This window comes from Gordonia sp. DT219 (assembly GCF_049847065.1).
Taxonomy (GTDB): Bacteria; Actinomycetota; Actinomycetes; order Mycobacteriales; family Mycobacteriaceae; genus Gordonia.
Window position 1 is genome coordinate 1 of record NZ_JBNCNR010000001.1, and the last position, 12,864, is coordinate 12,864.

The window sequence follows — 12,864 nt, forward strand, 5'->3', positions numbered from 1 at the left end:
GGCCGAGGACTTACATACAACACTTTTACTTTGATAGAGGTGTGTCGCATCCACTATGTGCTTCTGAAATAACACATTCTGCGGGGGCTGCGCCCCCGTGAACCCCCGACAAGCCGAAAGGTTTGGAGGGGGATGTGAAAATTTCAGAGAGTTTCGGCGGCTATAGCGGTGGGGAAACGCCCGGTCCCATTCCGAACCCGGAAGCTAAGCCCACCAGCGCCAATGGTACTGCACCTTAATCAGTGTGGGAGAGTAGGACACCGCCGAACAACACTTCACAGAAATGCCCCGCAACCAGCAGGTTGCGGGGCATTTCTGCGTATGCATTGGTTCGCGCGGTCCGAACTTGTTCGCGCGGGCGGCGACCCTCAGTCCGAACCCTTGGGCACCACCACCATCGGAACCTGTAAGGCGCGCAGTAGTTTGGCCGCGGTCGCGCCGAAGAACAGTTGCTGCGGGCGCGCGAGCCGGCTGGAGCCGACGAAGATGATGTCGCCTGCGTCCCAGTTCAGCGATCCCACTGCGCTCTCGATGGTGTCACCGGTGAGTACCGCCGAGGTGACCTGCGAACCATCTGGCAAGTGTTCGCGAATCGTCGAGATGTGCTCGGCGAGTTGGTCGGTGGCGCTCGCGTACGCCGCCTCGAGATCGTCGGCGCGATGAGGTGAGGCATCGTCGGCGGTGACGAGTGAGACCAGACGCAAGGGCAGCCCGGAGCGCGAACACGCATCCACCGCGGCTCGGAGCAGTGGGGCGACGCCTGGTCGCCGTCCGATGGCGCAGGTGATGCGTCGCGGCGGCCGTGCGGTCTCCTGCGCCCCGAGCGGCGTGATCACCACCGGCGTCGTCGAGATGTGTAGCAGGTCGTTGACGACCGAGCCGAGTGCGTGGCGTCCGCGGATCCCGCCGCCCGATCCGCCGACGATGATGGCGGCGCAACCGGCGGACCCGGCCTCGGTGACCAAACCCTCGGCGGCATTCTCATGGAAAGCGATGTGCCCTTCGGCGACGACGTCGTCGGGAATGTGGCGCACTGCCTCTGACAACCAGTCCGCGGCCTGGGCGTCGAGCATCTCCGAGGTTCCCCGGACATCGTGGACACCGCCGCCGCCGCCGACGACGGGTGGAGGCGGCGGCGGTAGCACCATGCACACGTCGAGTCCCGCGCGAAATGGGCCCGTGAGAGCGATCGCGAGCGCCAGCGCATCCTCGCCCCCGGGGGTAGGGAGGTAGGCGGCAAGCAGTTTGCGGTCAGGCATGGCGGCTCCGATCGGCGATGTCCGGGTGTCCCGCTTCGATGCTCTCACCCTCGAGAGCGCACCACACGCGTCCGGCTCGGCCCGTCGGCGTCCCGGTCAGCTCAGATGGTGGACTTCCTGCAGTCCGTAGACCGGCGTCGGTATGTTTTCGTACCGCGCCTTGAGCTGCAGCGCGAGGTAGAGCGAATAGTGGCGTGACTGATGCAGGTTGCCGCCGTGGAACCACAGGCCGGGCTGCTGAGTCGGCTTCCACATGTTGCGCTGCTCACCCTCCCACGGCCCGGGGTCCTTGGTGGTGTCCGACCCGAGACCCCAGACCTTGCCGACACGCTCGGCGATCTCGGTACCCATCAGGTCGGCAGCCCACCCGTTCATCGAGCCGTAACCGGTGGCGTAGACGACCACGTCGGCGGCCAGCTCGGTGCCGTCGGCGAGAACGACGCTGTGTTCGGCGAGATGGTCGACGTCACCGTGTTCGAGTTTGATGGAGCCGTCGGCCACGAGTTCGCAAGCGCCGACATCGATGTAATAGCCCGACCCGCGTCGCAGATACTTCATGAACAGACCCGACTCGTCGTCGCCGAAGTCGAGCTCGAAGCCGGCGGCCTCGAGGCGGTCGTAGAACTCTTTGTCGCGCTCTCGGATCTGGTCGTAGAGCGGGATCTGGAACTCGTGCATGATTCGGTACGGCAATGAGGCGAACGTGAGATCCGCCTTTTTCGTCGTCATCCCGCCGGCGACCGCCTGCTCGCTGTAGAGGGCGCCGAGCCCGATCTCCATGAGCGAGTTCGACCTCACGATGTGGGTCGAGGAGCGCTGCACCATCGTGGTGTCGATGCCGTTGTCCACCAACGCTTTGCATATGTCATGCGCGGAATTGTTGGCACCGATCACGACGACCTTCTTGCTCGCGTATCCGTCGGGTCCGGGGTGTTGGCTGGAGTGGTGCGCCTCGCCGGCGAACACATCCTGGCCCGGGAAGTCGGGCACGTTCGCCTTTCCCGACATTCCGGTGGCCAATACCAGTTGCTCGGGACGCAGGGTCAGGCGCTCGCCGTCGCGATCGATGTCGACGGTCCAGCGGCCCGCGTTCTCGTCGTAGGCGGCTGAGAGGCATGTCGTCCTGGACCAATACGGAACCTCCATGACCCGTGTGTAGAACTCGAGCCAGTCGCCGATCTTGTCCTTGGGCGCGAACACCGGCCAGTTCTCGGGGAACGGGAGATAGGGAAGGTGGTCGTACCAGACCGGATCGTGCAGGCACAGCGACTTGTACCGCTTGCGCCACTGGTCTCCGGGCCGGTCATGGCGGTCGATGACGATCGCCGGCACACCGAGCTGCCGCAGGCGGGCGCCGAGGGCGATACCGCCCTGGCCGCCGCCGACGACGAGCACGTACGGCTGCACTGTGCGGCCGAGCGCGACCTGTTCGTCGGCCCGTTTCTCCGCCCAGGATCGGGTGTCGGGATCGGAGCCGTGGACGGCCCCGAATAGCCGCCTCGCGCCCGTGGGCTCCTCGTGCCCTTTGAGTTCCTGCAATGCAGTCAGCAGAGTCCAGGCCTGGTCCTGCCCGGCTTCGCCGTCACTGCGTAGGCGCAGGTGTCCGATACCGCGTCCGGTGGCGGTCTCGAACTCGATGAAAGCCGAAACGACGCCGTCGTCCTCGGTCGCCGGCTCGCTGGTGGCGAAAGCGGACGGATCGGTGTCGTCGAGACGGGTTCCGAGCATGTCGGTGATCTGCCCTCGCCCCTCGACCGTCTTGAGATTCCAGGTGAACGCGACGAGGTCACGCCAGAAGCTGTCGGTGGCGAACAACGAGGTCACCGCGGGGACGTCGCGGGCCGCAAGTGCCGTCTCGAAGCGGGCCAGCCACGCCTGCGCACGCTGCTGAGGTGAGGCGCGATGGTCAGCGGAGTTCGGCGCGTCGGGTTCGAGTGTCTGGGTCATGCCGGGTTCCTTCGTCGTCGGTGAGCGGGTCATTCGGAGCATGTCGCGACTGTGAGTCACAGCACACTTCTCCCGTGTGCCCGGCGGCAAGAGTTGCAGACGGTTGCGCTCCGCCCGGCGGGGTCTTGCCGCCTGTGTCGTGCAACCGTCTGCAACCCGGCGACGGATTTTGCGGTCAGGGTGTGATCTGACGCACAATCGCAGAATGACGTCACTGCCGATCGGACTCGAACCCGCCGTCGCGGTGGGAGAGGATCCGCGCCGGTTCGCCGCGGTGTTGCATGCCGTGTACGACGCGGCGATGGCCGGCACCAAGCCGCCGGCCCGTCCCCGGCAGGTCATCAGCGAATCGTGGGATCGCGTCATCGGTGCCGGCGTCGACCCCGACCACGGGGCCGATCCGGCCGGGCTCGACATCGCCGAGATCGAGATGCGTCGCTCGCAGTCGGGCTTGCACGAGATCCTCGATGAGCTGACCCGAGGGTTGGCCTCGGTGATCTCCGACGGTGACAACATCCTCGTGGTCGCCGACGCCCATGGGCACGTGCTGTGGCGTAGCGGCGCCAACCGGGTGTTGCATCGCGCCGACCGCCTCGGCTTCGTCGAAGGGGCGTGCTGGGCAGAGGCGGCGGTGGGCACCAACGCGATCGGGACGGCCCTGGAGTCGGGCCGCTCGGTTCAGGTGTTCTCCGCCGAGCACTTCGTCCGCACCCATCACACATGGACATGTGCGGGCGCCCCGATTCGCAATCCGCGGACCGGCGCGGTGCTCGGTGTCGTCGACGTGAGTGGTCCGGCCGCGACCATTCATCCCACCACGCTGGCGCTGGTCGACACGGTGGCCCGACTCGCCGAAGCGCAACTGCGCGAACATCATCGGCGGGTACTCGACCAGCTGCGGTCGGTGGCGGCGCCCATCGTGGCGCGGTCCGAGGGCCCGGCGATCGCCGCCGACCCGGACGGCTGGGTCGCGGCGGTGGACTCGATGGCGCCGAGGACGCGTCTGCCGATCCCGCGCGGGCTCGCGCCGGGGCGCACATCCGTGCCCGGCCTCGGCCCCTGCGAGGTGGAGCCACTGCCGGGTGGCTGGCTGATCCGTCCGGTCGAGGCCGCCCATCCCACCCATACCACCCGCGTCGTCCTCGGTGCCGACGATGCCGGGGCGGTGGTCCGGGTGGCGGGTTTCGCCGGGGCCTGGACCGATCGCCTGACACCTCGTCACGCACAGATCCTCGGCATACTCGCCGCCCATCCGCAGGGGCTCCGCGCCGCGGACCTCTCGTTCGAATTGTTCGGCGTCGCCGATCGAACCATCACGGTGCGTGCGGAGATCTCCCGGCTGCGAAAGCGTTTCGGTGGCCTGCTCGGCGCCAATCCCTACCGGTTCGCCGGCGGCGTCGAGGTGAGTGACACGCGACGCCGCGCCGGCTGACTCCGCCATGGGTGTCGGTCCTCGGTCGCATGACCCCGGCAGGCGCGACTAGATTTGCCGTGTGCCGATCTCTCATGTCAACGGATACCTGAGCCACATCATGAATGAATGTGCGCCCGACCGATCCGGAACGTTGGCCGACTACATCCCCGAGCTGGCCGCGGTGGATCCCGACCGCTACGCACTGTCGATGTGCATGTATGACGGCAACACCTACTCACTCGGCGACGTCGACGTGGAGTTCACGATCCAGTCGGTGTCCAAACCGTTGACCTACGCGCTGGTGCTGTCTCGGCTCGACATCGCGGAAGTCGATGCGAAGATCGGTGTCGAACCGTCGGGTGAGGCGTTCAACGAGATCAGCGTCGACCAGCGGCGCCGGCCCCGCAACCCGATGATCAACGCCGGGGCGATCCTGGCCGCGTCGATGCTGTTGCCGTCCGTGCGGAACCTACCCGACGGCACGGTCGACAGGGTCTTCGCCGAACTCGTCGATTTCTACTCGGGCTGTGCTGGTCGGCAACTCACGATGGACGAGCAGGTCTACGCCTCCGAGGCCGCCTCCGGCTCGCGCAACCGCGCCATCGCCTACATGCTCGACAGTTTCGGTTCGGTCGCCACCGACCCGGACGCAGCGCTCGACCTGTACTTCCGGCAGTGCTCGTTACGCGTCACCAGCGGCGACGTGGCCACCATCGCCGCGACGATCGCGGCCGGTGGCGTCAATCCGCGCACCGGACGCCGTGTGTTGAGCAACGAGGTCGCCCAACGGCTGCTGAGCGTGATGACCACCTGCGGCATGTACGACGGTGCGGGCGACTGGGTGACCACGGTCGGACTACCGGCCAAGAGCGGCGTCGGCGGCGGAATCCTGGCGGTGTTGCCCGGCCAGCTCGGGATCGGGGTCTATTCCCCGCGCCTCGACGCACACGGCAACAGCGTTCGTGGTGTACAGACATGTCGGCGCCTGTCGCGCGATCTCGGTCTGCACATGTTCAACGTGACGCGTGAGAGCCGCGTGACGATCCGGTCCATCTATTCGATCGGCGAGTTCGAGGTCGGCGGCGACTGGGATGAGCTGGAGCGCAGCTATCTGCGTACCTGTCGCGAGCGGGTGCGCGTCTACGAGCTGCAGGGCGACCTCACCTTCGCCGGCGGGGAATTCGCGGTGCGCCGGATCGAGAACGATCTCGCCGATCTCGACGTCGTCATCGTCGAGATCTCGCGGGTCGGGGTGATCGACCCGGTGGCACGCACCATGCTCCTCAGCGTCAAGCACACCACCGAGGCGCGCGGCCAGCGCGCGATGCTCGTCGATCCCGACGGGGTGGTCCGCGAGAGCGTGGCAAGTCACCGGTCGGACTTCGTGGTCCCCGATCTCAATGCGCCCGAAGAACTCCGGGGCCTCGATCCGGTCCTGCCGCATGTCCACTCGACGATGGCCGCAGCCGTTCGTGACGCCGAGGAGTTCCAGCTCGAGTTGTATCAGCGCTCCTGAGCCGGGCCCTCGCACCCGGAATCGGCGAGCCGATAAGCTGCCGACTGTGCGTCTGGTGATTGCGGAGTGCCAAGTGGACTATGTCGGGCGGCTCACCGCCCATCTGCCGATGGCGCGGCGGTTGCTGCTCATCAAGTCCGACGGTTCGGTGAGCGTGCATGCCGACGACCGTGCCTACAAGCCGCTGAATTGGATGAGTCCGCCGTGCAGCCTCACCGAGGCCGCGGTGCCCACCGAGGTGGCCGACGCGCACGACGAGGTGGCCGCGTACTGGGTCGTGACCAACAAGGCCGGGGAAGAACTGCGGATCACGATCACCGCGATCGAACACGACTCGAGTCACCAACTCGGTGTCGATCCGGGCCTGGTCAAGGACGGCGTGGAGGCGCACCTGCAGGAACTGCTCGCCGAGCATGTCGACACCCTGGGACCTGGGCACACCCTCATCCGCCGCGAGTACATGACCGCGATCGGGCCGGTGGACATCCTGGCCCGTGACGCCGACGGGGCGACTGTGGCGGTCGAGATCAAGCGTCGCGGTGAGATCGACGGCGTCGAGCAACTGACGCGCTACCTCGAATTGCTCAACCGGGACCCGCTACTCGCCCCGGTCAGCGGCGTCTTCGCGGCGCAACAGATCAAACCGCAGGCGCGCACGTTGGCCGAGGACCGCGGAATCCGTTGCGTCGTACTCGATTACGATGCGCTCCGCGGCGCGGAGAGTACCGAGTTCCGGCTCTTCTGAGCCACGCACCCCTGGCTCGGCCCGCGGTAGGGCAGCTCAGTCGTGCTCGGCCTCGAGCCGTGCTTCCCGTGAGAGCAGCGTGTTGAGCAATTCGTCGTCGCTGTATTCCGACGCCGACGTCAGCTCCGCGTCGACGTCGGTGGTGAGGAGCGCGGGAAGTTCGGCGAGCCGTTCGGCGACCCGGGCGAACTGGGCGACGATCTCGTCGCGCGATGTCGAGACCCGGTCGCCGAGGTCACGAGAGCGGGCGAGGCGCTCGGTGGCGATGGCGCGAGCAGCGGACTCGATGGCGTCGGCCTGCGCCTGCGCCGCATCGTGTTGCGCGGCCAGATCGGCATCGTGTCGTTCGCGCTCGTCCCGGAGCGTCTGGGTGGTTCGGCGTTCGAGTTCTTCGGCCTCGCTGCGGGCCTTGGCGGTGATGCGTTCGGCGTCGGCCTTGGCGGCCGCCATCGTCTTCTCGTGTTCGGCGGCCATCGCCGCAGCCCGATCCGCGCGCCGGCGGGCGGCCTCGTCGGCATCGGCGAGTGCCGTCGTCTCGATCTGATCGACGCTGTGGCGGGTCTGCTCTGCGTGCGCATCGGCATCGGCGACGATCTTGTCTGCCTGCTCCCGCGCGTCGGCGATGATCCGATCGGCTTCTTCGGTGGCGTTGCGCTGTGTGTCCGCGGCCTCCTGGCGGGCGATCGATACGGTCTCGGCGGCCTCGGCGCTCGCGTCGGCGCGCATCTCCGACGCCTCATCCGAGGCGAGCTGCAACATCCGCGAGAGCCGCTCACTCATCCCTTGTGCGGTTGTCGGTGGAACCGACAGTTTGTCGACCTCGCGGCGCAACTCGTCGATCTCATCGCGCGCGTCCGTCAGATGTGCCGCGAGTTCACGGGCATGTGCCGTCGCCGCGTCTCGGTCGGCGGCCAGCACGCGCATGTCCGCGTCGATTCGGCGCAAACGATCGGCCACCTGTTCGCGGTCGTAACCGCGCATCACGACGGCGAACGGTAACTGTTGCCTGGGTGCCGGGGCTGCCATGGGGGCCAGTCTAACGGAGGCCGCGGCGATGCCGATCTGCCAAAGGTCCCCGTCGCACGGTGCCCGCGTAACGTTCGAGAGGTGTTGCGGCGCTGGTCAGTGCGCAGAAGCGGGTGCGGGCTCCACGAGTTCGAGAAGCACTCCGCCGGCGTCTTTGGGGTGGACGAAATTGATGCGTGAGTCGGCGGTCCCCCGCCGGGGTTCGGGGTAGAGCAGGCGGACGCCGTTGTCGGTGAGCCGCGCCGCCACCGCCGCCACATCCCGGACGCGCACGGCGAGCTGCTGCAGACCGGGGCCGCTGCGATCGATGAACTTCGCGATCGTCGACTCCGGGGACAGCGGGGCCAGCAGCTGGATCACCGCACCGCCGTCCACACCGGTCGGGCCGATCATCGCCTCGCGGACGCCCTGCTCGTCATTGGTTTCTTCATGCAAGGTGACGAAGCCGAGATTGTCGGCGTACCACTGCTTGGCGGCATCGAGATCGGGAACGGCGATGCCCACATGGTCGATGGCGACGACGAGGTCGGAGATCAGTGCGGTCGGCGCCTGGGCACCAGGGTCAGCTGCGGAAGTGCTCATTGCCTAACGGTAGCGTTGTAGACGACAAAGTAGGAGAGCGACCGCTCGGTAGGTACCGGCGGTCCAGGCTTGGAGGTCCCATGTCCACAGATCAGACGGCGTCGGTGATCGTTGCCGGCGCACGCACGCCGTTCGGACGGCTGCTCGGTTCGCTGAAGGGTTTCAGTGGCGTCGACCTCGGTGCCGTCGCCATCAAGGGCGCGCTCGAACGCGCCGGGGTGGCGGCCTCGGAGGTCCAGTACGTGATCATGGGGCAGGTGCTCACTGCGGGCGCCGGACAGATGCCTGCGCGGCAGGCCTCGATCAAGGCCGGGATCGGCTGGGATGTGCCGGCGCTGACGATCAACAAGATGTGCCTGTCGGGCATCGATTCGATCGCGCTCGCCGACCAACTGATCCGGGCGGGTGAATTCGAGGTCGTCGTCGCCGGTGGCCAGGAGTCGATGACGCAGGCCCCGCATCTGCTGCCGGGCAGCCGTAGTGGCTTCAAATACGGCAACACCGAACTCGTCGATCACCTGGCCTTCGACGGACTCTTCGATGCCTTCACCGATCAGCCGATGGGTGCGCTGACCGAGCAGGGCAACGACCTCGGCGCGGGCGCCGGGGATGAATACCGCGGGTTCACCCGCGTCCAGCAGGACGAGTTCGCCGCGCGCAGCCATCAGCTCGCGGCGACCGCCTGGAAGAACGGCGTCTTCGCCGACGAGGTCGTACCGGTATCCATCCCGCAGCGCAAAGGCGATCCCATCGAGTTCGCCGAGGACGAGGGCATCCGCGCCGACACCACCGGCGACTCGCTGGCCGGGCTGCGTCCGGCGTTCCGCAAGGACGGCACCATCACCGCGGGCAACTCGTCGCAGATCTCCGACGGCGCGGCCGCGGTGGTCGTCATGAGCAAGGCCAAGGCCACCGAGCTCGGTGTCGAATGGCTGGCCGAGATCGGACCGCACGGCGTCGTCGCCGGGCCCGATTCGTCGCTGCAGCAGCAGCCGGCGAACGCCATCATCAAGGCGTGCGATCGCGCCGGGATCACGCCCGCCGACCTCGATCTCATCGAGATCAACGAGGCCTTCGCAGCGGTCGGACTCGCCTCGACGAAGGCGCTGGGCGTCGATCCGGGCATCGTCAACGTCAACGGTGGCGCGATCGCCGTCGGCCACCCGATCGGGACCTCCGGCGCGCGCATCACCCTGCATCTGGCGCTCGAACTGCAGCGTCGGGGCGGCGGGGTGGGCGTGGCTGCGCTGTGCGGTGCCGGCGGTCAGGGCGACGCCCTGATCGTGCGCGTCCCCAAGGCCTGATCGCGACGGTGTGCCGTGGCGCTGTCACGGCACACCGCTTCGTGCTCGGCCGACCCTCTACTACGGCGAGTCGTAGATCGGCTCCCGCTCGGGCACAATGGAACGCATGACACAAATCTTTGACCTGTCCACACCGGCCAAACGCTTCCGGTTCGTCGCGGTCCTCGAAGCCATCACCTGGGCCGCGCTGCTCGTGGCGATGTTCTTCAAATGGGTGCTCGGCCACACCGAGGCCGTGCAGATCCCCGGAATGGTCCACGGAATCGTCTTCATCGTATTCGTGGCGATCTCGCTGCTCACCGCGTACGCGCTGCGCTGGAACGCGAAGATCACCGGGCTGGCGTTGGTTTCGAGCATCCCGCCGTTCGGGACCCTGGTGTTCGAGTGGTGGGCGCGCCGCAACGGCCACCTCGCCGAACTGTCGGCCCCGATCACCGCGGGTACTGCCGAGGCCGCGGTCTGAGGGAGTGACCATGATCGTCGCATTCAGCATCACCCCGTCCGGCGGCGAGGCAGTCGATGCCGACGGCGGGATGAGTGCCGCGGTGGCGCAGGCCGTGCGGGTGGTCCGCGAATCCGGCCTGCCGCATCAGACGACCGCGATGTTCACCTACGTCGAGGGTGAGTGGGACGAGGTGATGGCGGTGGTCAAACGCGCCACGGACGCGGTCGCCGCGCTCGCGCCCCGGGTCGGCCTCGTCCTCAAGGCCGACATCCGGCCAGGACACATAGGGGAGCTCGCAGGCAAGGTCGCTCGCGTCGACGCGCAACTGGAGAATTGACGACGACCGGGAGTCGCCGTCGGTTTCCGGGGTCGTCGCCGACCGCACCGAACGAGACACGTCTCGGCCGCGCCCGTGCCGCGGTCGCCGCCATCTTCTGTCTCAACGGATTTCTCGCCGCCCTCTGGGTGGCCCACATCCCGGTGATCACACAGCGCACCGGCATCTCGCATGAGGCGTTGGGCGGGATGCTGTTGTTGGTCGGTGCCTCGGCATTCGTCGGCATGCAGGTCTGTGGGCATCTGATCGACCGCTTCGGCTCGCGCCCGACGACACTCGCGGCCGCGATGGTCCTCTGCCCGGCGATGCTCGGGCCGGTGCTCGCGACCGGCCCGGCCGCACTTGCCGGTGCACTGGCGGTGTTCGGGTTCGTCAACGGCTCGCTCGACGTGTCGATGAATGCGCAGGCGGTGACCGTCGAACGCGCGTACCGGCGGCCGATCATGTCGGCGTTTCACGGATTCTTCTCGGTGGGCGGCCTGCTCGGCTCCGGCGCGGTGGCGCTCGGTCTGTGGATGCATTGGCCGGTGGTGGCGACCGTGGCGGTCCTCGGCGGCCTGGGCCTGATCGTGGTCGCCGCGGCGGCCACCGGAATCGTCGGCCCCGACTTCGGGAGGACCGGCAGCGGGTCGCCGAACGCGGATTCCGGCGCCGGTGATGCCGGTGCCCGCTGGTGGCACGAGCTCGATCTGCGCCGACTGGTGGTGATGGCCGCGTTGGCCTTCGTGCTGATGCTCGCCGAGGGCACCTCGTACGACTGGAGCGCCCTGCATGTGGTGGAGACCTTTGGCACTCCGGAGGCGATCGGTGCCCTCGCGTTTGCCGGCTTCAGTGCGGCGATGATGATCGCTCGATTCGTCATCGATCCGATCGCCGCGCGGGCCGGGCCGGTGGCCGTGGTCCGGTGGGGTGCGCTGATCGGGGCGCTCGGCATGATCGTCGCGCTGCTCCCGTCCTCGCCCACCCCGTCCTCGGCGACCATCGCCATCGTGGGCTGGACGATCTTCGGTATCGGCCTGGCCGGCCTCATCCCGCAGATATTCACCGCCGCAGGCAATCTCACCGAGCAGTCGAGCGGTAGGGCGATCTCGATGGTGGTGGGTTGCGGATATCTCGGCATGCTGGCCGGGCCGGCCGTGGTCGGCTTCATCAGCGGGCACTCCACACTGCGCGTGGGCCTCACGCCCGTACTGGTCGCGCTCGCGTTCGCAATCGTGGCCGCGGGGGTCGTCCGGCCACACCGGCGACGCGAGAACCCGGCGCGGTGATCGTGAGACAATGACCCAGTGAGCAGACCTACCAGCAGAGCACAGGCAGCCGCAGCCCAGCAGGCCGCCCAGCAGGCGGCCGTCGCCATGTCCGGCGCCGTCGATCTGTCCGCACTCAAGGAGCGTGCGGAGGCCCAACGCGCACCGCAGCGCTCCGCCCCGCCGGGCTCCGGGTCGACAGGGTCCGGGCCGGCCGACGGCCAGGGCGTGCAAACCGGTGGCGCCGTCATCGACGTCGCCGAGGAAACCTTCGAGGTCGACGTCCTCGAACGCTCGACGCGCCAGCTCGTCGTCGTCGACCTGTGGGCCACGTGGTGTGAACCCTGTAAACAGCTGTCGCCGGTACTCGAGCGCATGGCCGCCAGCGCGGGTGGCCAGTGGGTGCTGGCCAAGGTGGACGTCGACGCCAATCCCCGTATCGCCCAGGCATTCCGGGTGCAGTCGATCCCGATGGTGGTCGCGATCGCCGCCGGGCAGCCGGTGGCCGCGTTCAACGGGGTGCGCAGCGAGCAGGAGATCGCCGACTGGATCGACCAGATCTTGTCCGAGGTGGGCAGCCATCTCACCGGCGCGCCCGAGGCGGGAGCCGAGGAACCCGAGCCGAGTGACCCACGGATGGATGCGGCCGAGGATCTGCTCGACACCGGGGACTTCGATGGCGCGCTGACGGCCTACCGGGCCATCGTGGAGGCCGAGCCCGGCAACATCGAGGCCGCCTCGGCGGCACACAATCTCGAGTTCGTCCTGCGTGCCCAGGCCCACGATCCATCGATCGTCGAGACCGCGGCCGCCCACGATGTCGATGCGCAACTCGCCGCGGCCGATGTACTCCTGCTGTCACAGCAGCCGGAGGCGGCCTTCGACCGCATCATCGAGGTGGTGCGCACCACGAGCGGCGATGATCGCACTCGGGCGCGCACCCGACTACTCGAACTCTTCGAGTTGTTCGAGCCGGCCGAACCCTTCGTCGTCGCGGCGCGGCGCAAGCTGGCGAGTGCCCTGTTCTGAGAGTGCGGTCGAA

General features: G+C 67.8%; 12 protein-coding genes and 1 rRNA gene. 9 read left to right on the forward strand and 4 right to left on the reverse strand.

What is annotated here, in order from left to right; translation table 11 throughout:
• Positions 1–152: 152 nt before the first annotated feature.
• Positions 153–269: ribosomal RNA gene (gene rrf, locus ACPXB3_RS00005) — 5S ribosomal RNA — on the forward strand.
• A 99-nt stretch (positions 270–368) separates the two neighbouring features.
• Here the strand turns inward: rrf and ACPXB3_RS00010 are convergent.
• Together ACPXB3_RS00010 and ACPXB3_RS00015 are read right to left on the reverse strand one after the other, a co-directional pair.
• Positions 369–1,259 carry a universal stress protein gene (locus ACPXB3_RS00010; protein ID WP_425725831.1) on the reverse strand — a complete coding sequence of 297 codons (891 nt, stop codon included), beginning with the start codon at positions 1,257–1,259 and terminating at the stop codon, positions 369–371.
• 96 nt (positions 1,260–1,355) lie between these two features.
• A complete protein-coding gene (locus ACPXB3_RS00015; RefSeq protein ID WP_425725833.1) occupies positions 1,356–3,206 on the reverse strand; it encodes an NAD(P)-binding domain-containing protein in 1,851 nt (616 codons plus the stop codon).
• 205 nt (positions 3,207–3,411) lie between these two features.
• Between ACPXB3_RS00015 and ACPXB3_RS00020 the strand changes: the two genes are divergently transcribed.
• The 3 genes from ACPXB3_RS00020 (at position 3,412) to nucS (ending at position 6,881) form a co-directional block, all read left to right on the forward strand.
• A complete protein-coding gene (locus ACPXB3_RS00020; RefSeq protein WP_425702965.1) occupies positions 3,412–4,638 on the forward strand; it encodes a GAF domain-containing protein in 1,227 nt (408 codons plus the stop codon).
• Between the two features lie 61 nt (positions 4,639–4,699).
• Entirely contained in the window at positions 4,700–6,136 is a 1,437-nt protein-coding gene (glsA, locus tag ACPXB3_RS00025; RefSeq protein ID WP_425702967.1) for a glutaminase A, read from the forward strand.
• A gap of 46 nt (positions 6,137–6,182) precedes the next feature.
• On the forward strand, positions 6,183–6,881 hold the full coding sequence (gene nucS, locus ACPXB3_RS00030) for an endonuclease NucS (protein WP_425702968.1): 699 nt from the start codon (positions 6,183–6,185) through the stop codon (positions 6,879–6,881).
• 36 nt (positions 6,882–6,917) lie between these two features.
• Here the strand turns inward: nucS and ACPXB3_RS00035 are convergent, their stop codons facing one another.
• Positions 6,918–7,907, reverse strand: a complete 990-nt coding sequence (locus ACPXB3_RS00035; RefSeq protein WP_425725835.1) for a DivIVA domain-containing protein — start codon at positions 7,905–7,907, stop codon at positions 6,918–6,920.
• A gap of 96 nt (positions 7,908–8,003) precedes the next feature.
• Positions 8,004–8,489, reverse strand: coding sequence for a methylmalonyl-CoA epimerase (mce, locus tag ACPXB3_RS00040; RefSeq protein WP_425702972.1), 486 nt, complete (start codon positions 8,487–8,489; stop codon positions 8,004–8,006).
• 80 nt (positions 8,490–8,569) lie between these two features.
• Between mce and ACPXB3_RS00045 the strand changes: the two genes are divergently transcribed.
• The 5 genes from ACPXB3_RS00045 to ACPXB3_RS00065 all read left to right on the forward strand — a co-directional run bounded on the left by ACPXB3_RS00045 (position 8,570) and on the right by ACPXB3_RS00065 (position 12,851).
• The gene (locus ACPXB3_RS00045; protein WP_425702973.1) at positions 8,570–9,793 is read left to right on the forward strand and encodes an acetyl-CoA C-acetyltransferase; all 1,224 of its coding nucleotides are present in this window, start codon (positions 8,570–8,572) and stop codon (positions 9,791–9,793) included.
• A 97-nt stretch (positions 9,794–9,890) separates the two neighbouring features.
• Positions 9,891–10,256: a DUF3817 domain-containing protein gene (locus ACPXB3_RS00050; RefSeq protein ID WP_425702975.1), complete on the forward strand. Its 366-nt coding sequence runs from the start codon at positions 9,891–9,893 to the stop codon at positions 10,254–10,256.
• Positions 10,257–10,266: 10 nt separating this feature from the next.
• Complete coding sequence (locus tag ACPXB3_RS00055) at positions 10,267–10,575, forward strand: thiamine-binding protein (RefSeq protein ID WP_425702976.1); 309 nt, start codon at positions 10,267–10,269, stop codon at positions 10,573–10,575.
• A complete protein-coding gene (locus ACPXB3_RS00060; protein ID WP_425702977.1) occupies positions 10,572–11,843 on the forward strand; it encodes an MFS transporter in 1,272 nt (423 codons plus the stop codon). The genes ACPXB3_RS00055 and ACPXB3_RS00060 overlap by 4 nt, the downstream gene beginning before the upstream one ends.
• Before the next feature lie 87 nt (positions 11,844–11,930).
• A complete protein-coding gene (locus ACPXB3_RS00065; protein WP_425703509.1) occupies positions 11,931–12,851 on the forward strand; it encodes a tetratricopeptide repeat protein in 921 nt (306 codons plus the stop codon).
• Positions 12,852–12,864: the final 13 nt, after the last annotated feature.